The 18,049-nt window shown below is 71.5% G+C and carries 17 protein-coding genes and 3 pseudogenes; 16 read left to right on the plus strand and 4 right to left on the minus strand.

Annotated elements, in window-relative coordinates; genetic code table 11:
• Window positions 1-48: 48 nt before the first annotated feature.
• From LRS14_RS04235 to LRS14_RS04250, 4 genes are all read left to right on the plus strand, one after another.
• Window positions 49-708 (plus strand): MarR family winged helix-turn-helix transcriptional regulator, encoded by a 660-nt coding sequence (locus tag LRS14_RS04235; RefSeq protein ID WP_257798715.1) that lies wholly within the window; start codon window positions 49-51, stop codon window positions 706-708.
• 319 nt (window positions 709-1,027) lie between these two features.
• Window positions 1,028-1,807 (plus strand): alpha/beta fold hydrolase, encoded by a 780-nt coding sequence (locus LRS14_RS04240; protein WP_257798716.1) that lies wholly within the window; start codon window positions 1,028-1,030, stop codon window positions 1,805-1,807.
• Window positions 1,808-1,822: 15 nt separating this feature from the next.
• Window positions 1,823-3,403: a GMC family oxidoreductase gene (locus LRS14_RS04245; RefSeq protein ID WP_257798717.1), complete on the plus strand. Its 1,581-nt coding sequence runs from the start codon at window positions 1,823-1,825 to the stop codon at window positions 3,401-3,403.
• A gap of 76 nt (window positions 3,404-3,479) precedes the next feature.
• Window positions 3,480-4,559 carry a redoxin domain-containing protein gene (locus LRS14_RS04250; protein ID WP_257798718.1) on the plus strand — a complete coding sequence of 360 codons (1,080 nt, stop codon included), beginning with the start codon at window positions 3,480-3,482 and terminating at the stop codon, window positions 4,557-4,559.
• 47 nt (window positions 4,560-4,606) lie between these two features.
• Here the strand turns inward: LRS14_RS04250 and LRS14_RS04255 are convergent, their stop codons facing one another.
• The 3 genes from LRS14_RS04255 to LRS14_RS04265 form a co-directional block, all read right to left on the minus strand.
• Window positions 4,607-5,299: a B3/4 domain-containing protein gene (locus LRS14_RS04255; RefSeq protein ID WP_257798719.1), complete on the minus strand. Its 693-nt coding sequence runs from the start codon at window positions 5,297-5,299 to the stop codon at window positions 4,607-4,609.
• Window positions 5,300-5,364: 65 nt separating this feature from the next.
• The gene (locus LRS14_RS04260) at window positions 5,365-6,213 is read right to left on the minus strand and encodes an AraC family transcriptional regulator (RefSeq protein ID WP_257798720.1); all 849 of its coding nucleotides are present in this window, start codon (window positions 6,211-6,213) and stop codon (window positions 5,365-5,367) included.
• A 209-nt stretch (window positions 6,214-6,422) separates the two neighbouring features.
• A complete protein-coding gene (locus tag LRS14_RS04265) occupies window positions 6,423-7,616 on the minus strand; it encodes a CaiB/BaiF CoA-transferase family protein (protein WP_046111345.1) in 1,194 nt (397 codons plus the stop codon).
• Between the two features lie 208 nt (window positions 7,617-7,824).
• Here LRS14_RS04265 and LRS14_RS04270 point away from each other — a divergent pair, with 208 nt between their 5' ends.
• The 12 genes and pseudogenes from LRS14_RS04270 to LRS14_RS04325 all read left to right on the plus strand — a co-directional run bounded on the left by LRS14_RS04270 (window position 7,825) and on the right by LRS14_RS04325 (window position 17,136).
• Window positions 7,825-9,045, plus strand: a complete 1,221-nt coding sequence (locus LRS14_RS04270) for an ABC transporter substrate-binding protein (protein WP_046111346.1) — start codon at window positions 7,825-7,827, stop codon at window positions 9,043-9,045.
• Window positions 9,046-9,058: 13 nt separating this feature from the next.
• Window positions 9,059-9,943 carry a branched-chain amino acid ABC transporter permease gene (locus tag LRS14_RS04275; RefSeq protein WP_046111347.1) on the plus strand — a complete coding sequence of 295 codons (885 nt, stop codon included), beginning with the start codon at window positions 9,059-9,061 and terminating at the stop codon, window positions 9,941-9,943.
• 15 nt (window positions 9,944-9,958) lie between these two features.
• A pseudogene (locus LRS14_RS30575) lies at window positions 9,959-10,405 on the plus strand (ABC transporter permease subunit); the annotation flags it as partial.
• A 73-nt stretch (window positions 10,406-10,478) separates the two neighbouring features.
• A pseudogene (locus tag LRS14_RS04285) lies at window positions 10,479-10,895 on the plus strand (ABC transporter permease subunit); the annotation flags it as partial.
• Window positions 10,888-11,664, plus strand: coding sequence for an ABC transporter ATP-binding protein (locus LRS14_RS04290; protein WP_198156854.1), 777 nt, complete (start codon window positions 10,888-10,890; stop codon window positions 11,662-11,664). The pseudogene LRS14_RS04285 and the gene LRS14_RS04290, both read left to right, overlap by 8 nt.
• Before the next feature lie 26 nt (window positions 11,665-11,690).
• Window positions 11,691-12,406, plus strand: a pseudogene (locus tag LRS14_RS30580) (ABC transporter ATP-binding protein).
• A gap of 37 nt (window positions 12,407-12,443) precedes the next feature.
• A complete protein-coding gene (locus LRS14_RS04300; protein ID WP_257798722.1) occupies window positions 12,444-13,370 on the plus strand; it encodes a branched-chain amino acid ABC transporter permease in 927 nt (308 codons plus the stop codon).
• Window positions 13,363-14,334 carry a branched-chain amino acid ABC transporter permease gene (locus LRS14_RS04305; protein WP_257798723.1) on the plus strand — a complete coding sequence of 324 codons (972 nt, stop codon included), beginning with the start codon at window positions 13,363-13,365 and terminating at the stop codon, window positions 14,332-14,334. Before LRS14_RS04300 ends, LRS14_RS04305 begins: the two co-directional genes overlap by 8 nt.
• Window positions 14,331-15,092, plus strand: coding sequence for an SDR family NAD(P)-dependent oxidoreductase (locus LRS14_RS04310; protein WP_257798724.1), 762 nt, complete (start codon window positions 14,331-14,333; stop codon window positions 15,090-15,092). The genes LRS14_RS04305 and LRS14_RS04310 overlap by 4 nt, the downstream gene beginning before the upstream one ends.
• Before the next feature lie 15 nt (window positions 15,093-15,107).
• Window positions 15,108-16,031, plus strand: coding sequence for a glutathione S-transferase family protein (locus LRS14_RS04315; protein ID WP_257798725.1), 924 nt, complete (start codon window positions 15,108-15,110; stop codon window positions 16,029-16,031).
• A gap of 40 nt (window positions 16,032-16,071) precedes the next feature.
• The gene (locus LRS14_RS04320; protein WP_257798726.1) at window positions 16,072-16,497 is read left to right on the plus strand and encodes an ester cyclase; all 426 of its coding nucleotides are present in this window, start codon (window positions 16,072-16,074) and stop codon (window positions 16,495-16,497) included.
• Between the two features lie 18 nt (window positions 16,498-16,515).
• Complete coding sequence (locus tag LRS14_RS04325) at window positions 16,516-17,136, plus strand: glutathione S-transferase N-terminal domain-containing protein (protein WP_257798727.1); 621 nt, start codon at window positions 16,516-16,518, stop codon at window positions 17,134-17,136.
• Here LRS14_RS04325 and LRS14_RS04330 read toward each other — a convergent pair.
• Window positions 17,121-18,047, minus strand: coding sequence for a LysR family transcriptional regulator (locus LRS14_RS04330; RefSeq protein WP_046111532.1), 927 nt, complete (start codon window positions 18,045-18,047; stop codon window positions 17,121-17,123). The two genes, LRS14_RS04325 and LRS14_RS04330, sit on opposite strands and share 16 nt — an antisense overlap.
• Between the last annotated feature and the right edge of the window lie 2 nt (window positions 18,048-18,049).

Genomic DNA, 18,049 nt, shown 5'->3' on the forward strand with positions numbered 1-18,049 from the left:
ACATGAAAGAGCATCTTCTTCAAGTTAAAGATAAGTTACACTGCAGCGATGCCGCCCAAAGCCAAGCCGTCCACGGATGTCGCGACGCTGTTGACCGCCTACGCCGATGCCCTCGATCCGCAGCACGACCCTGCCCACCAAAGCCCGATCTGGGGCAATGCGGACGTGCTCGTGACGCAGTGGCGCGAGGTGCTGGGCGCGCAGGGCTCGGAGGCACTGCTGATGGGCATCCGCATCCGCCGCATCGGCATGCTGCTGGACAAGATCATCATCGCCGAGTGCGACCAGGCGGACGTCAAGCACCACGAGTTCATCCTGCTGATGGCGCTGCGGCGCATCGGCGAGCCATATGCGCTCCGGCCCACCGACATCCTCAGGATGCACAGCGTGACCTCGGGCACCGCCACCTACCGCCTGGACCAGCTGTCCAAGCGCAACCTGGTCGAACGCATCCCCGATCCCCACGACCGGCGCAGCTTCCTCATCGGGCTGACGCCCCACGGCAAGGACGTGGTCGACGGCATCCTGGGCCGCATGCGGGTGGCCTTCGACACGCAGCTGGCGCGTTTCCGGCAGGTGCCGGGCGGGTTCTCGGTGCTGGAAGCCGGGCTGCGCCTGTTCGAGGACTGCATCCTCGACGCACCCGCACCTGCGCCCGCACCCGCACCTGCGCCCGCACCCGCCGCGGCCGCCCGCAAGCGGCGCTAGCCGCCTGCGCGGCCCGCCCGGTCAGGCCGCCAGCGGCTGGTGCCGACGCGATGCATCGGCGAGCTGCAGCGACAGCGGCGGGCAGCGCGTCCATGAGCACGCCCGCCCGGCTTCAACGCAGGCCACCAGGTCGACCGGCGTCGGCGGCGCGTGAGAAGCCCCTCCGGCGCCGTCAGCCGAAAGTCGAATGCCCACCCCGGGCTTCGGGCGCAACGCCCGCCTCGACGACGGCCCCATGTGCCGTTCCAGGGGCGGCAGGACAGTAGCGGCACAGGCTCAGTCCTGTTCATCGTCCTCCCAACCCCTGAAAGGAATCCCCATGAAGTCGATCTTCAAGCCCTCCGCCTTCCTGTTCGCGCTGGGCATGGCCTCGATGGCCATCGTCGCCCCTTCGCATGCGGCCACCGACAGCCGCCAGCCCACCGTGGTGCTGGTGCATGGTGCCTTCGACGACGGCTCCGGCTGGAACGAGGTGGTGCCATCGCTGATGGCCCGGGGCCTGAAGGTGGTCTCGGTGCAGAACCCGCTGAGCTCGCTGGCGGACGACGTGGCCGCCACGCGCCGCGTGCTGGACGTGCAGACCGGCCCGGTGGTGCTGGTGGGCCACTCCTGGGGCGGCATGGTGATCACCGAGATCGGCAACCATCCGCGCGTGAATGCGCTGGTGTACGTGGCCGCCTTCGCGCCCGCCGTCGGCCAGTCGATCAACGACATGACCAAGGACTATCCCAAGGCCAGCGGGCTGGAACATGTGGTGGTCGACAAGGAAGGCTTCGTCACCATGTCGTTCGAAGGCATCTCCCAGCACTTCGCGCAGGACGTGCCCCCGGCCAAGCAGCGGCTGATGACCGCGGTGCAGGGTCCGATCCGCGCGGCCAATTTCGACGAGAAGGTCACCGTGGCGGCCTGGTCCACCCGGCCGTCGTGGTTCATCGTGGCCGACCAGGACAGGATGATCCAGCCGGCCCTGCAGCTGGACAACGCGCGCAAGGTGGGCTCCACCATCGTGCGCGTGCCGGCCAGCCATGTGCCGCAGCTGTCCCATCCCAAGGAGGTGACCCAGGCCATCCTGCAGGCCGTGCAGGCCGCGCAGCACTGAGGCGGTGGTGCAGCGATGAACGCTCCCCTCCATCCTCCCGTGCACGACGGGCCGCCCGCCGGCCAGGCCTACGACTTCATCGTCTGCGGCGCCGGCACCGCCGGCTGCGTGGTTGCCGGCCGCCTGGCGGAGAACCCCGCGGTGCGGGTGTTGCTCATCGAGGCCGGCGGCGACGACGCGCATGCCGACGTGATGCAGCCGGCCAACTGGCCGCTGAACCTCGGCAGCGCACGCGACTGGAACTTCCGCGCGCAGCCCAATCCGCATCTGCACGACCGGCGCATTCCGCTCAACATGGGCCGGGTGCTGGGCGGCGGCTCCAGCGTGAACGTGATGGTCTGGGCCCGCGGCCACAAGAACGACTGGGACGACTTCGCCCTGGAAAGCGGTGACGACGCCTGGGGCTACGACGCGGTGCTCAAGATCTACCGGCGGGTCGAGGACTACATCGGCCAGCCCGATCCGCAGCGCCGCGGCCGCGGCGGGCCGTTGCACGTCGGCCCGGCGCGCGATGCGCAGCCAGTGGCGCATGCCCTGGTGGAGGCCGCGCAGCAGATCGGCATCCCGGCCTTCGACGACCCCAACGGCCGCATGATGGAAGGCCGTGGCGGCGCCGCCCTCAACGACCTCATCGTCAAGGACGGGCAGCGCCACTCGATCTACCGCGCCTATGTGCAGCCGCGGCGTGGCCAGCCCAACCTCACCGTCCTCACGCACACGCAGGTCCGCCGCTTGGTCTTCGAGGGCCGGCGCGTGGTGGGCGTGGAGGCGCTGCGCGAGGGGCGGCTGGAGCGCTTCACCGCGGACCGCGAGGTGGTGCTGTCGCTGGGCGCGGTGAACACGCCCAAGGTGCTGATGCAGTCCGGCGTGGGCCCCGGGCAGGAGCTGCGCCGGCACGGCATTCCGCTGGTGCAGCACCTGCCGGGCGTGGGCGCCAATCACCAGGACCATGTCTCGTTCGCGGTGATCTTCGAATACGAGTTCCCGCAGGCCGTGGGCCACGGCGGCTCCGAGGCCACGCTGTACTGGAGCAGCGATGCCGCGCTGCGCCTGCCCGACATGTTCCACTGCCAGGTGGAGTTCCCGGTGCCCAGCCTGGAGACTGCCGGCCCGGACGTGCCCGCGCACGGCTGGACCATGTTCGCCGGGCTGGCGCATCCCAAGAGCCGGGGCCGCATCACGCTGTCGGGCCCGGACATCGGCGATGAACCCGTCATCCAGCCGGGCACGCTGTCCGACCCCGACGACCTGCGCTGCGCCCTCGACAACATCCGGCTGGTGCAGGAGCTGGGTGCGCAGAGCGCCTTCCGCGGGCTGGTGAAGCGGGAGAGCCTGCCGGGCCGGCTCGGCGGGCCGGCGCTGGAGGCCTATGTGCGCAATGCCGCGGTCACCTACTGGCACCAGTCCTGTACCGCCAAGATGGGTCGCGACGACATGTCGGTGGTGGACGGCCGGCTGCAGGTGTACGGCGTGCAGGGCCTGCGCATCGCCGACGCCTCGGTCATGCCGCACATCACCAGCGGCAACACCATGGCGCCCTGCGTGGTGATCGGTGAACGTGCGGTCGAGGAGATCCGCGCGCTGCACGGGCTGTGAGTCCTCGCGGCGTTCCTGGGTACAGTGCACCCGCGGCATGCCGGCAGACCCCTCCTGCGCAGTGGCCGCCCGACTTATGCCAAGCCCATCGCCGCCCTCCTCCTCACGCCGCCGCTGGGTCCGCAGCGGCGGGCTGCTGCTGGCCAGCGCCTGGTGGCGTTCCGCCGCGGCACAAGGCGCCGCGCTGCAGCCTGGCGGTCGTCCCTTGCCGGACCTGGGTGGCGCCGTGGCCTGGCTGCAGAGCGAACCGCTGTCTGCGCGCCAGCTCCGCGGCCAGGTGGTGCTGGTGCAGTTCTGGACCTTCACCTGCGTGAACTGGCTGCGCACCCTGCCCTACATCCAGGCGTGGTCGCGCAAGTACCGTGCGCAGGGCCTGGTGGTGCTGGGCATCCACACGCCCGAGTTCGGCTTCGAAGAATCGCTGGCGAACGTGCGACGGGCGAGCGGGCAGCTCGGCATCGAGTTCCCTGTGGCCGTCGATTCGCAACGCCAGGTCTGGCAGGCCTTCGGCAACCGCGCGTGGCCGGCGCTGTACCTGGTGGATGCGGCCGGCCGCATCCGCTGGCAGCACGACGGCGAAGGGCAGTACGCGGCCACCGAGCGGATGCTGCAGCAGCTGCTGGGCGAGGCCGGTGCAGCCGGCGTGCCGACCGACCTCGTGCAGGTGCAAGGGCGGGGTGCGCAGGCACCGGCCGACTGGGCCAGCCTGAAAACCCCGGAGATCTACCTCCGCGCCCTGCCCGCCGAACGCGTGGCTGCCGCGCAGGCGCTGGTGGCCGGGCGCCGGCAGTCGTACCGCCGTCCGCCGCAGACGCCGGACAACCACTGGAGCCTGTCGGGCGACTGGACGGTCACCTCCGAGGCGGCCCGCGCCGAGCACGGCGGCGCGCAATTGACCTGCCGCTTCCATGCACGCGACGTCAACCTGGTGATGGGCTGCCCCGCCGCGGGCGCTGCCGTGAACTTCACCGTGCGCATCAACGGGCGGCCGCCGGGCGCCGCACACGGCGTGGACACCGACAGCGAAGGCCGCGGCACCGCGTCCAGCCAGCGGCTGTATGCGCTGCTGCGCCAGCCCGGTGCGATCGCCTTCAGCGACATCGAGATCACCTTCGACCGCCCCGGGGTCGAGGTCTATGCACTGACCTTCGGCTGAGCCGGCGCACCGACGACCCGCCGATGCAGCGCAGGCCGCAGCGGACATCAAGCGTGGAACACCGGCCCCGCAGCCGACAGCACGGCCCGTGCGTGCACCTGCGCACCGCCCTGTGCCAGTGCCTCGGCCAGGCAAGCGAGCAACTGCGGCATGCCGGCCTCCGCGCCGGCATGCAGGGCCTCCGCGACGATCAAGGCCCGCGCGGTGCCCGGCTGCACCGCCGAGGTCGCGCTCTGCCGGTGGCACCAGCGCCGCGCATGCGCCCGCCGCAGCGCGTCCGCGAACACGATCTCACCCGGTTCGGGCTGCTCCAGCTCGCCGGCAAAGCTGAGGTAGCTTTCGCTGCCGTCGGCGGGCCGCACCACCAGCGGCCCGGCCACCTGGTCGAGGTCGAACACCGCAATCGGCACGGCGAAGCCGAGCGACACCGCATTGCACAGGTCCACCAGCGGATGCAGCGTGGGCAACGTGCCTTCCTTGCGAAAGCGCCGCAGCAGCGATTCGGCCGCGCAGCGCACCTGCGTCGGCTTGTGGCCCATGGCCGAGAAGGCGCGGCGCCATGCCTGGATTTCCGGCAGCTCGCCCTCGCCGTGCTGCTGCAGGCGTTCGCGGGCCAGGGCATGCAGCGGTGCCACGGCGTGGCCGGTGGCCAGCAACGGCGTGATGCCGCTGACGGCCAGCGCACCGCACACCAGCGTGGGATGCGCGGCCCACACCGCGGGACTGTGGAAGAACTGCATGGCGAAGGCGGCTGGGAGTGACGATGGCGTCAGTCTGCGCAGCCGGCGCGCGTCCGTCTTGAACGTTATTGCAGCGGCCTGTGGCGGCCGGCGGCCTGCTGCCACGCACCCGGCGTGTAGCCGAACTGGCGCCCGAACAGCCGGGTCATGTGGCTCTGGTCGGCAAACCCGGCCTGCAGTGCCGCTTCGGCCAGGCCATGGCCATCGCGTATCAGCCGGCGCGCCTGTTCCAGCCGCTGCTGCAGCAGCCAGGCGTGCGGCGGCAGGCCATGCAGCCGGTGGAACTGGCGCAGCAGCTGGAAGCGGCTGCTGCCGGCCAGCCGGGCCAGCTCCGCCAGGCTGGGCGCGGCCGAGGCGGTGTCGGCCAGCCGTTCGCGCACGGTCTCCAGCGCGGCGCCGCCGACTGCGGGGGCCGCGGCCTGGGCGCGGCCGGCATGGGCGCCCAGCAGGCGGCTGCAGCACCGGGCCAAGGCCTCGTCGCAGGCCAGTGCCTGCGCAGCCGGCAGCGACGGCTGCCGATGCCACTGCAGCAGCCGGCCGAACAGCGACTGCAGTGCGTCGTGCAGCCGCGCATCCTGCAGCACCGGGCGGGTGAGCTCGATGGCGTCCGCCGCTGCCTCGGTGCCGCCCCAGCGGGCCAGCTGGTCGGGCTCCAGGTGCAGCATCCACCAGCGGCGCGGTGCCCCCTGCAGCGGGCGGCCGTCGTGCACTTCGCCCGGGTTGTGCGCCAGCAGGTCGCCGGCCCGGGCTTCCACCTCGCCGCAGCCGCTGGCCGACCGCTGACCGCCCCGCTCGAGCAGGCCGATGCCGAAGGTGTAGTGCACATGCCGCCCGAAATGCCGCGCGCTGTCGGTCAGCACGCCATGCACACCGTGCCACGGTGCGGGCAGCAGCTGGCAACGGTGGGCGGGCATCGGCACGGGCATGTCAGCCAAGCATAGCTCGCGCCTGTGGGAGCACCTGCCACGTGCGGTGACGCTGAATGGCTGGCCTGGCGCTGCTCCTGGTCGTGCCGCGCGCACGAGGTCACTGCACCCCAACCCGGGCCGCCACCGGCGCCAGCTTGGCCTGCTCGGTTCCGACGGCCATGCCATGGGCATCGGCCGCGTGGCGCAGAGGCGGCTCAGCGTTCGACCGCTTCGGGCCATGGAGCGAATTCGGCGCGGATCGTGTCACCCTGGGCATCGAGCGCCGGGGCCGGCGCGAAGCCCTGACCTTCCCACTCGACGCTCCAGGGTGAGGCCGGCACCTCCACCATGCGCCCGGCCACCGGCATGCGCCGCGTGCGCAACTGCGGATGCTCGATCAGGTCATGCACCGAGTTGACACTGCCATAGGCGGTTTGCGCCTCCGTCAGGCGGTCGACGATGGCGCCGCTGGGCTCGGCGGCGAAGACCTCGGCGACGACGCCGTCCACGAAGCCGCGGTTCGCCACGCGAGCCGCATTGCCGCTGCAGCGCGGATCCTCGAGCAGCTCGGGCCGGCGCAGCACCACCCGGCAGAAGTCGGCCCATTCGCGCTCGTTCTGGATCGAGATGACCAGGTCGCGGCCATCGGCGCAGGTGAACGCACCATAGGGCGCGATCGTCGGATGGCGCAGCCCCACGCGCTGCGGCGCCTGCCCGCCATAGCGCGTCTGCAGGTAGGGCACCGCCATCAGCTCGGCGGCCGAGCCGAACAGCGAGACCTTGACCGCCGAGCCGCGGCCGGTGCGCTGGCGCTGCAGCAGCGCCTGCTGGATGCCGATGAGCGCATTCATGCCGGCGGTGATGTCGCACAGCGACACGCCGATGCGGCCCAGCGATTCCGTACCCTGCCCCGCTGCACCGCTGACCGCGATCAGCCCGCTTTCGGCCTGCACCAGCAGGTCGTAGGCCTTGAGGCCGAACAGGCGGCCATCGTCGCCGTAGCCGCTGATGTCGCAGGTGATGAGCCGCGGATACCGCTCCCGAAGCGCCGCCGACCCGATGCCCAGGCGATCGGTCGCGCCGGGCGCCAGGTTCTGGAGGAAGACGTCCGCCTGCGACAACATGCGCTCGAGCAGCGCCAGGTCGTCGGCCTTCTTGACGTCGAGCACGACCGACTGCTTGCCGCGGTTGATCCATACCCAGTACGACGATTCGCCGTGCACCGCACGGTCGTAGCCGCGGGCGAAGTCGCCCTCGCGGCGCTCGATCTTGATGACGCGTGCGCCGGCGTCGGCCAGCCGGCTGCTGCAGTACGGCGCGGCGACCGCCTGCTCGAGCGCGACCACCAGCACGCCCTGGAGCGGACGCGAGCCTTCGGCGGACGCGCCGCGGTTGTCGGGATGCGGCATGGCAGCTCCTGGGGATGTCATGGCCCGGCATTGTGGAAAGCCGGCGCGGCGCCACGGAATTGCTTTTGCGCGAATCCAGCATTGCAGATGCCGCAAGCCGTCCGTTGCGGCGGCGGCAACGCTGCGTGAACTTCTTTGAAATTGCCAGTGCCTGCCGCGCGGCTCGACAGTCCGCCGCCACCGGGCACATACAACACAGGAGACAGCCATGGGCCGCCATGCCACCCGCACCGCCGCTTCGCTTGCCGCCCTCGGCACCCTCACCGCCGCTGCACTGCTGGCCGCCGCGCCGGCCGCCGCGCAGGAGCGCACCGTCAAGATCTACGGCTTCGGCGCCAAGAGCGGCGTGGTCCGCATCTTCGGCCTGAACAGCGAGGCCGCGATGAAGGCCGCCGCCGAGCAGATCAACAAGGCCGGCGGCGTCACGCTGGGCGACGGCAGCAAGGCCAAGCTCGCCATCGAGTACCTGGACGACCGCTGCAACGCCGAGGAAGGCATCAATGCGCTGCGCCGCATCGCCGCGCAGAACGATGCCTTCGTGGCCGTCGGGCCCACCTGCAGCAACGTGGCCGAGCCGGTGTTCGGCATCCTGCAGAAGAAGGCCGGCGACGCGAGCGACTCGGGCCTGCAGTTCCCGCTGTACACCGACGTGGCCGCCAAGGGCGGCCTGGCGTCGATGTCGCAATGGGCCTTCCGCAACGTGCCCAGCGAGTCGGCGATGTACAAGAGCCTGTTCGACTGGATCAAGGCCACCCGGCCGGACATCAAGACCGTCTGGGGTGGCGTCGAGAAGGACTTCGCGCACAGCAACGCGACCTTCAACGTGATGAAGGGCCACGCCGAGAAGACCGGCTTCGAGGTCAAGGGCCAGAGCGAATGGCTGCTGGCCGACACCAGCTTCTCCACCCAGGTGCGCGAGATGCGCCGCGGCGAGGCGGACCTGGTGATGGTCTCGGCCCATCCCTTCACCACCTGCGGCGTGCTCAAGGAGATGCAGCGCCAGGGCGTCAAGCCGAAGATGCTTGTCGGCCTGACCAGCTCGTCGAGCATGGAGACGCTGCAGGGCTGCGCCGCGCAGGCCGAGGGCCTGATCATCCCGACCAGCTTCGCGCCGGTGACGGCGGAGGCGAAGAAGGCGGCCGAGGCGGTGTCCGCGCTGGGTGCCAACATGGACCTGCACAACGCCGCCGCGTGGGAGAACATCTTCACGCTGAAGGACCTGATCGAGAAGTCGAAGATCATGGCGCGGCCCGACACGCTGCAGGCCGACCGCCAGAAGATGCGCGAGGCCCTGGCGTCGATGAAGGAGACCAGCGGCCTGCTCGGCAAGGTGGGCCGCACCGACGACCGCGAGGCGGTCAAGCCCTTCCTGTTCGTGCGTGCGCAGAAGGGGGCCTGGACCGTCGCGCACACCCCGGCCGCCAACTGAGCAAGAGGCCGCCATGACCTGGCTCGATGTGCAGGACCTGGTGCAGTCGGTGGCCGACGGCGTGATGTTCGGCACCACCTATGCGCTGATCGGCATCGGCTTCACGCTCATCTTCGGCGTGATGCACAAGATCAACCTCTCGTATGCCGCGGCCTCGGTCGGGGCGGCCTACCTGAGCCTGCTGGTGGTGCAGATCGCGCCCACGCCGCTCGTCTACGTGGCCGCAGCGCTGCTCGGCGGCGTGCTCGGCGCGCTGGTGTACCTGGTGTGCTTCCGCTTCCTGCCCTTGAACCAGCCGCTGGCCACGCTGATGTCCACCGTCGGCATGCTGCTGCTGCTGGAGGAGGCCATCATCCACGCCACGGCCGGCATGCCGCAGAACTACCCGGCGGCCTTTGCCGGCGTGGTGTTCGACATCGGGCCGTTCATGCTGCGGGGCGACCTGCTGTTCGTCTTCGCGCTTGGCTGCGCGGCGATGGTCGGCCTGAAGCTGCTGCTGGAGCGCACGCGGCTGGGCCTGGCAACGCGCGCGGTGGCGCAGCAGTCGGTCGCCGCTCGGTTGTGCGGCATGGGCGTGGACCGCACCAATGCCAGCACCTTCGTGATCGCCGGCCTGCTCGGCGGCACCGCGGGTGCGATGACGGGTGCGGCCATCGGCGTGCTCTCGCCGCTGCTCACGCTGCCACTGACCGTCAAGGGCCTGGTGGTCACGGTGATCGGCGGGCTCGGCAGCATTCCCGGCGCCATCGTCGCCGGGTTGATCGTCGGCGGCGTGGAGAACCTGTTCCAGTTCCTGCGCGGCGTGGGCGAACGCGACATCTACGTGATGCTGATGCTGTTCGCGTTCCTCGTCTTCCGGCCCGGCGGCCTGTTCGCCGCGCCCGGCGGGCGTGATTGACCGGGAGCCTGCAAGATGGACTTCTACCTCGGCCTGCTGCAGGTGATCGGCGTGCACACCTTGCTGGGCCTGTCGGCCTGGTGCGTGCTGCACACCGGCCAGGTCAGCCTGGCGCAAGGCGGCTTCTTCGCCATCGGCGCCTATGGCGCGGGCATGCTCACGGCGATGGCCGGCTGGTCGATCTTCGCCGCGCTGCCGGTGGCCGCGCTGCTGGCCGCCGCGGTGGCGGTGGCGGTGGGCTTCCCGGCCTTGCGCGTCAAGGGCCTGATGCTGGTCGTCGCCACGACCGCCTTCGCCGAGATCGTGCGCCTGGTCTTCTTCAACTTCAGCTGGCGCATCGAGACGCCGTCCGGCCCGGTCGGCCCCGACGGCGGGCTCGGCTTCGGCGGCATCCGCTTCTTCCAGACCAACGGCTGGAGCGCCTGGCAGGTGCTGGCGCTGATCTGGGCGCTGGTCGGGCTGGTGATGCTGGCGCTGTGGTGGCTCGACCGATCGCGCATCGGCACGCTGTGGCGCGCGGTGGGGGGAGGACGAGGTCGCGGCACAAGGCGCGGGCATCGACCTGACCGCCGCCAAGGTCTCGGCCTTCGGCATCGGCGGCGCGATCGCGGGCCTGGCCGGCGGCCTCTTCAGCCACACCACCACCCACATCGAGCACGGCAACTTCACCATCCTGCTGGCCACCTTCGCCATCGCCTACCCGATCCTCGGCGGTTTGAAGAGCCTGGCCGGCACGCTGGTGGCCGTGGTCTTCATCCAGGGCGTGATGGTGGAGGGCCTGCGGTTTCTCGGCGACTGGCGCAGCCTGCTGTTCGGCGCGCTGATCGTGGTGGTGATGCTGGTGCGACCCGGCGGCCTGCTCGGCGCACCGCTGTGGAAGCCGGCGCATGCGCGCCGCGGCCCGGCGCCCCGCCCTGCCAAGCCCATCGACGCGGAGGCCCGCCATGCTTGAGCTGGACGACATCTCGCGCCACTTCGGCGGCGTCAAGGCGGTGGACCACCTGACGCTGCAGGTGCGCCGCGGCGAGATCCTCGGCCTGATCGGCCCCAATGGCTCGGGCAAGAGCACGACGGTCAACCTGATCGCCGGCCTGTTCAAGCCGACGGCCGGCACGCTGCGCTTCGACGGGCACGACATCGCGGCGCTGCCACCGCACCGCCGCGCGGAGCTGGGCATCGCGCGCACCTTCCAGAACATCCGCCTGTTCTCGCAGCTGACGGTGTGGCAGAACCTGTGGGCCGCGCGCGTGGTGCGCGAGTCGGGCTGGGCCGGCTTCAAGGCGCGCTGGCTGGCCGGTGCCGGCGCGGCACGCGACGAGGCCGAGCAGCTGCTCGAGTTCAGCGGCCTGGCGGCCCGGCGCGACCAGCTGGCCGGCAACCTGGCCTTCGGCGAGCAGCGCCGGCTGGAGCTGGCGCGTGCCGCGGCGTCGGGCGCCTCGCTGCTGCTGCTGGACGAGCCGGCCGCCGGCATGAACGCGCAGGAGATCGACGAGCTGGATGCCCGCATCCGCAGCCTGCGCGACCAGGGCCGCACGATCCTGCTGATCGAGCACCACATGGAGCTGGTGATGGGTGTGTGCGACCGCGTGGCGGTGCTGAACTTCGGCCGCAAGATCGCCGAGGGCACGCCCGCGCAGGTGCAGGACGATGCCCAGGTCCGTGCTGCCTACCTCGGTGCCGACGACGGCGACGAGCTGATGAATGCCGCGCTGGCGGCCTGACCCCTGCACACCCCGGAGGACACGCTATGCTCGAGATCACCGACCTGGCCACCGCCTACGGCAAGATCGAGGCGCTGAAGGGCGTGAGCCTGTCCGCCAAGGCCGGCGAGGTCACCTGCCTGCTCGGACCCAACGGCGCCGGCAAGACGACGCTGATGATGACGCTGGCCGGCATCCTGAAGCCGCAGCGCGGCTCGATCCGCTTCGAGGGCGAGGAGATCGCCGGCAGGTCGCCGGCCGAGATCGTCGCCCGGGGGCTGGCGCTGGTGCCCGAGAACCGGCTCGTCTTCCCGGCGCTGACCGTGCGCGAGAACCTGCTCGCCGGTGCCTTCCGTCGCCGCGACGGCGCCGCCATCAAGGCCGACATCGAGCGCCTGCTCGACCGGTTCCCCGGCTGCGCGAGCGCATCGGCCAGAACGCCGGCACGCTGTCCGGCGGCGAGCAGCAGATGCTGGCTGTGGCGCGGGCGCTGATGTCGCGGCCGCGGCTGCTGCTGATGGACGAGCCTTCGGTCGGCCTGGCGCCCAAGGTCGTCGCCGAGATCTTCTCGATCATCCGGCAGCTGCATGCCGAAGGCACCTCGATCTTCCTGGTCGAGCAGAACGCCCACATGGCGCTGAAGGTGGCGCAGCACTTCTACCTGATGGAGCAGGGTCGCATCGGCTTCTCAGGCAATCCGGGCGAGCTGGCCGAGGACGACGTGGTGCAGCGCGCCTACCTCGGCGAACGGCGCGCGGCCTGAGCCTCGCCCGCCCCGCCCCACCCCGCCGGCAGTCGCGATGGTCGAGTTCCTGCAGCGCACCCTCGACGGCCTGCTGCAGGCCGGGCCGTATGCGCTGGTCGGCCTGGGGCTGACGCTTGGCTTCGGCGTGCTCCGGCGCGTCAACCTCGCCTACGGCGCCGGCGCCATGCTCGCCGCCTATGCCGGGGCGTGGCTGCATGCACGCATGGGCGCGCCGGCGTGGCTGGTGCTCGCGGTTCTGGTGCTGGGCACGATGCTGGTCGGCCTGTATGTGGAATGGATGTGCTTTGCCGGCGCGCGGCGGGCGCCGACGCCTGCGGCCCGCGGCCTGGCGGTCGGCGGTGCGGACGGCCGCGAGGTGGCTGCGCTGGCGGCCAGCTTCGCGCTGTGGATGCAGCTCGAGCAGCTGGCGGTCACCCTGCTGCCGCGCCACCTCAATCCCTTCCCGTCGCTGGCGGTGACGGCCGAATGGCGGCTCGGCCCGTTCGGCCTGCGCGGCGACCAGCTGTCGATGCTGATGCTGGCCGCCGTGCTGGTGGCCGCGGTCGCCTGGTTCCTGCAGCACACACGCGCCGGGCTGGCCTGGCGCGCGGTGGCCGACCACCGCGGCGCGGCGCAGGTCGTCGGCCTGGACGTGCCGCGTGTGCAGCGCCTGGCCTTCGTCGCCACCTGCGGCCTGGCGGGCATCGCGGCCTGCGCGGTGCTTGCGCTGGACGGCCAGGTGACGCCGATGTTCGGCATGTGGATGCTGGTCAAGGGCCTGGTTGCCGCCATGCTGGGCGGGCTGGGCTCGGTGCGCGGCGTTCTCGTCGGCGCGGTCGTGCTCGGCGTGCTGGAGGCCCAGGCGCAGGCGGCCTTCGGCGCGATCGGCCGCGACGCCACCGCCTGGGCGCTGCTGCTGGGCGTGCTGGTGTGGCGCGCGGCGCGCGGCGGCGGCGGGTCGCACGGGCTGGCGCATGCGTGACGCGCTGTGCACCACGGACGGCGGCGTCGGCCTCGCGACCGACCTGGCGGTCCTGTCGCTGCTGGCGATCTCGGCCTGGCTGGTGTTGCGCAGCGGCCGCATCTCGCTGGGCCAGCAGGCCTTCTTCGCGATCGGCGCCTATGCGGCCGCCATCGCCACCACGCTGATGGACTGGCCGCTGGCGCCGGCGCTGCTGGCCGCCGCGGCCTTGGGGGCGGCGGCGTCGGCGCTGGTCGCCGGTGCGATGTCGCGCCTGAGCGGCCTGCATTACGCGGTGGCCACGCTCGCGTTCGCGGAGCTGGTGCGGCTGGGCCTGTCGGCCTGGCACTGGCGGGTGCCGGCCGACGACGGCTCGCAGGTCGGGCCGGACGGCGTGCACGGCTTCCGCGACATCCGCTGGCTGCTGGCCAACGGCGTCACGCCGGAGCAGTTCGCGCTGATGGCGCTCACGGTGCTGGCCGTCGTCACGCTGGCGCTGGCGCTGCTGATGCGCACGCGCTTCGGGCTGGGCCTGCAGGCGGTCGGCCTGGACGACACGCTGGCCGACACCAGCGGCTGGCCGGCGGCGCGGCTGCGCGTCGCCGCCGCGGCCATGGCCGGCGCCCTAGCCGCGCTGGGCGGCGGGCTGTATGCGCACCGCACCACCTTCATCGACCCGGCCGTGTTCGATCCGATGCTCGGCGTGCATGCGGTCGGCTATGCGCTGATCGGCGGGCTGGCGAGCGTGGCGGGCCCGCTGCTGGGCACCGCGCTCGACCTCGGCCTGCTGGAGGCCACGCGCTGGTTCGAGGGCTGGCGCATGGTCGTCTTCGGCGGCCTGGTCGCACTGTTCCTGCGCTGGCGGCCGCGCGGCCTGCTCGACGAGGCCACGCTGGCCGCCCTGCGCGCGCTGCCGTGGCGGCGCACCGCTTCACCTGCGGCGACGGACCGCCGTTCCTCCTTCACCACCAGGACCCACCCATGAGCACTCCCCACGACCTCCTGTCCGGCCGCACCGTGATCGTCACTGGCGCGTCCACCGGCATCGGCCAGGCGTTCGCCATCGGCTGCGCGGCGCAGGGCGCCAACGTCGTCGTCGCCGACCTGCATGCGGCCGACGAGACCGTCGCTGCCATCGAGGCGAGCGGCGGCCACGCGCTGGCGGTGAGGGTCGACGTCGCCGACGACGACTCGGTGCAGGCGATGGCACGCGCCGCCCTGCAGCGGTTCGGCCGCATCGACGGCCTGGTGAACAACGCCGCGTACTTCCGCGAGGTCAAGCTGACCCCCTTCGAGGAACTCGACCCCGCCCAGTGGGAGCGCATCTTCGCGGTCAACGTCAAGGGCGTGTGGCAATGCTGCAAGGCCGTGATGCCCGCGATGCGCGAGCAGAAGTCCGGCGCCATCGTCAACATCGCCTCGGTGGTGGCGGTGGCCGGCCAGCCCGGCTACCTCCACTACGTCGCGACCAAGGGCGCGGTGCTGTCGATGACCAAGGGGCTGGCCAAGGAGTGCGGGCCGCACGGCGTGCGTGTCAACGTCATCGCGCCGGGCTTCGTGATCACCGACGCGACCAGGAACCGGCCGCTGGAGTGGCAGCAGAGCTTCCTGAAGGCGCGCGCCATCTCCCGCGAGCAGCGGCCCGACGATTTGGTCGGCACGGCGCTGTACCTGCTGAGCGACCTGGCCGGCTTCGTCTCCGGCCAGACCATCGTGGTGGACGGCGGCCACATCATGTACTGAGCCCGGAGACACGCCATGCCCGACCTGATCCTGCACCACTACCCCTTCTCCACCTTCTCCGAGAAGGTGCGGACCGCGCTGGGCCACAAGGGCCTGGCATGGCGCTCGGTCGAGATCGCCGGCATGCCGCCGCGGCCGCTGCTGGCCCCGCTGACCGGCGGCTACCGGCGTGCGCCGGTGCTGCAGGTGGGCGCCGACATCTACTGCGACACCCACGTCATCCTGCCCGCGCTGGATCGGCTGCATCCGCAGCGCACGCTGTACCCACCGGGCAGCCAGGGCATCGCCGAGGGGCTGGGCTTTGCCTGGGAGCGGCAGCTGTGGATACCGGTCATCGGCGTGCTGGTTCATTTCATCGGCGAGCACATCCCGCCCGAATTCATCAAGGACCGCAAGGAAGGCTACCTGGGCATCGACATCTCCAGGCCGGCGATGGCGCCGCAGTTCCCGCAGCACCTGCAGGCGGTGCGCGCGCAGCTCGGCTGGCTGAGGCAGGCGCTGGCCGCGCAGCCCTTCCTTCTCGGCGACGCCCCCAGCGCCGCCGACCTGGCGGTGTGGCAGACGATCCACCTGCTGCGCAAGAACTGCCCGCCGGAGGTGGACGCGCTGCTCGGCCTCGCGCCGCTGGTGCCCTGGTACGAGCGCATCGCCGCCATCGGCCACGGCACGCCGGCTGCGATGAGCGCGGAGGAGGCCTTCGAGGTGGCGCGCGCCTCGGCACCTGCCCCGGTCAGCCACCTGGCGCCCGATGGCGACCCCGGCGGCCTGCGAGCCGGCTGCCCGGTGACGGTGACCCCCGACGACAACGCGCGCGTGCCGGTCAGCGGCACGCTGGTGGCGGCCAGCGACCACGAAGTGGTGATCCACCGCCACGACGCGCAGGCCGGTGACCTGCACCTGCACTTCCCGCGACTGGGCTTCGACGTCGTCGCGGCCTGAGCCATTCCTCGATCCACACGACAACGACAGGAGACCGCCGATGGACACCAACATCCTGGAAGCCAACAAGCAGCTCTGCCGCGACTACTTCAAGGCCTTCCTCGCCCGCGACACCGCATGGATGGCCAGGCACATCGCGCCCGACTTCGTCCGGCACGACCCCGGGCTGCCCTTCGATGTGCGCGGGCCGCAGGGCGTGGCCCAGCTGCACGATGCGCTGATGCCGGCCTTTCCGGACATGGTGCTGCCGCTGCAGGACTTCGTCGCCGAGGGCGAGAAGGTGCTGGTACGCCTGCGCGTGCAGGCCACGCATACCGGCCCCCTGGGAGACATGGCCGCCACCGGCCGGCGCATCGACATCGGCGTGCTCGACCTGTTCCAGATCCGCGACGGCGTGCTCATCGAGCATTGGGCGCTGCTAGACAACCTCGGCATGCTCAAGCAGCTCGGCGCGCTGCCCGCCTGACGCCGGGAGACCCACACCATGCAACTGCTGGCCAACACCACCTCGCCCTTCGTGCGCCTGGCGCGCACCGCGATGATCGAGAAGGGACTGGACATCGAGCCGACGCTGGTCGATCCCTGGGCCGACGACGAGCGGCTGCGTGCGGCCAACGCCGCCACCCGGGTGCCGACGCTCGTGCTCGACGACGGCACGCCGCTGACCGAAGCCATGCTGATCGTGCAATGGCTGGAAGCCACGCGCCCGGCGCCCGACTGGCCGAGCCTGGTCGGCCCGGCAGCCGGCGCCGCCGGCGTGCTCTCCCGCGCCGGCATCGCCATGGGCGCGATCGAGGCCTCCGTGATCACCATCATCACGCGCAAGGTGACCGCGCCCACGCTGTTCGACGAGACGCCGGTGGGCCTGCGGCGCCGCCGCTCGATGGTCGAAGGCATGCTGCGGCTGGAAGCCCGCGCCGGCGAGATACCTGCCACCGGCACGCCGACGCTGGATGCGATCGCGGCGGTGACGCTGCACGACTACCAGCAACTCCGCTTCGCCGACCAAGCCTGGCTGCCCGCCACGCCGGGCCTGAAGGCACTGGCGCAAGCGTGGAATTCACGCGCCTCGTTCGCGCGGACGAAGCCCTACATCCCGGCCTGAGCCGGAGCCGGCGCCAGGTCGCCGGGGGCCGCACACCCTTCCAGGTGAGCGGCCAGCAGGCCCAGCGGCGTCTCGCGCGGCGGCTGGCTGCGCATGACGATGCGCATGCGCCGCCATGCCCATTCATCGGTCAGCGGCAGCACCTTCAGCTGCATCGCCGGTGCGAAGCTGCGGGCCGCGGCCATGGGCAGGATGCCGATGCCCAGGCGCGCCTCGACGGCGCGGCACACTGCCTCGAAGCTGCGCACCTGCACCCGCAGCGCCATCGGCCGCAGGTGCTGCGCCGCCTGGCCCGACAAGAGCCGCGTCAGCGTGCTGCCGCCCTCCAGCCCGACCAGGTCGCGCTCGAGCAGCTCGTGGAAGGACACCGCCTCGCCATCGAGCGGATCGTCGTCGCGGACGACGGCGGCGAGCCGGTCGCCGCGGTAGCCGCGCGACCACAGGCCGTGCAGGTCGGCACCCTCGACCACGACGCCGAGATCGGCCTCGCCGCTGCGCACCCGCCGCACCGCTTCCTCGCTCCAGCATTCCTCCAGCACGATGCGCACCTCGGCATGGCCGGCCTGGAAACTGGCCACGTCCGCCGGCAGGAACTGCGTCATCGCGGAGGTGTTGCCGTGCACCCGCAGCACCGCATGCTGGCCGCTGGCGTAGTTGCCCATCTCGGCACGCATCTGCTGCACGCCGGCCACCACCTCGCGGGCCAGCTTCAGCAGGTGGTCGCCGGCGGGCGTGAGCTGCAGCCCGCGCGAATGACGCTCGAACAGCGTCGCCTTGAACTGGTGCTCCAGCAGCGAGAGCCGCCGGCTTGCCGCCGGCACGGTGATGTGGCTGGCTTCGGCGGCGCGGGTGAGGTTGCCCATCTCTGCGGCACGCACGAACAGCGCAAGGGAATCGAGGTCCGGCAGCATGG

The sequence above is a fragment of the Aquincola sp. J276 genome (genome assembly GCF_024700035.1).
In the GTDB taxonomy this organism is placed as follows: Bacteria; Pseudomonadota; Gammaproteobacteria; order Burkholderiales; family Burkholderiaceae_C; genus Aquincola; species Aquincola tertiaricarbonis.

Bases quoted from the DNA above. Each gene is read 5' to 3' on its own strand.
- LRS14_RS04315 (WP_257798725.1), top strand. From the start codon at position 15,108: ATGCCCGACCTGATCCTGCACCACTACCCCTTCTCCACCTTCTCCGAG.
- LRS14_RS04290 (WP_198156854.1), top strand. From the start codon at position 10,888: ATGCTTGAGCTGGACGACATCTCGCGCCACTTCGGCGGCGTCAAGGCG.
- LRS14_RS04300 (WP_257798722.1), top strand. From the start codon at position 12,444: ATGGTCGAGTTCCTGCAGCGCACCCTCGACGGCCTGCTGCAGGCCGGG.
- LRS14_RS04250 (WP_257798718.1), top strand. From the start codon at position 3,480: ATGCCAAGCCCATCGCCGCCCTCCTCCTCACGCCGCCGCTGGGTCCGC.
- LRS14_RS04310 (WP_257798724.1), top strand. From the start codon at position 14,331: ATGAGCACTCCCCACGACCTCCTGTCCGGCCGCACCGTGATCGTCACT.
- LRS14_RS04305 (WP_257798723.1), top strand. From the start codon at position 13,363: ATGCGTGACGCGCTGTGCACCACGGACGGCGGCGTCGGCCTCGCGACC.
- LRS14_RS04245 (WP_257798717.1), top strand. From the start codon at position 1,823: ATGAACGCTCCCCTCCATCCTCCCGTGCACGACGGGCCGCCCGCCGGC.
- LRS14_RS04235 (WP_257798715.1), top strand. From the start codon at position 49: ATGCCGCCCAAAGCCAAGCCGTCCACGGATGTCGCGACGCTGTTGACC.
- LRS14_RS04275 (WP_046111347.1), top strand. From the start codon at position 9,059: ATGACCTGGCTCGATGTGCAGGACCTGGTGCAGTCGGTGGCCGACGGC.
- LRS14_RS04240 (WP_257798716.1), top strand. From the start codon at position 1,028: ATGAAGTCGATCTTCAAGCCCTCCGCCTTCCTGTTCGCGCTGGGCATG.
- LRS14_RS04325 (WP_257798727.1), top strand. From the start codon at position 16,516: ATGCAACTGCTGGCCAACACCACCTCGCCCTTCGTGCGCCTGGCGCGC.
- LRS14_RS04320 (WP_257798726.1), top strand. From the start codon at position 16,072: ATGGACACCAACATCCTGGAAGCCAACAAGCAGCTCTGCCGCGACTAC.
- LRS14_RS04330 (WP_046111532.1), bottom strand. From the start codon at position 18,047: ATGCTGCCGGACCTCGATTCCCTTGCGCTGTTCGTGCGTGCCGCAGAG.
- LRS14_RS04270 (WP_046111346.1), top strand. From the start codon at position 7,825: ATGGGCCGCCATGCCACCCGCACCGCCGCTTCGCTTGCCGCCCTCGGC.
- LRS14_RS04265 (WP_046111345.1), bottom strand. From the start codon at position 7,616: ATGCCGCATCCCGACAACCGCGGCGCGTCCGCCGAAGGCTCGCGTCCG.
- LRS14_RS04260 (WP_257798720.1), bottom strand. From the start codon at position 6,213: ATGCCCGCCCACCGTTGCCAGCTGCTGCCCGCACCGTGGCACGGTGTG.
- LRS14_RS04255 (WP_257798719.1), bottom strand. From the start codon at position 5,299: ATGCAGTTCTTCCACAGTCCCGCGGTGTGGGCCGCGCATCCCACGCTG.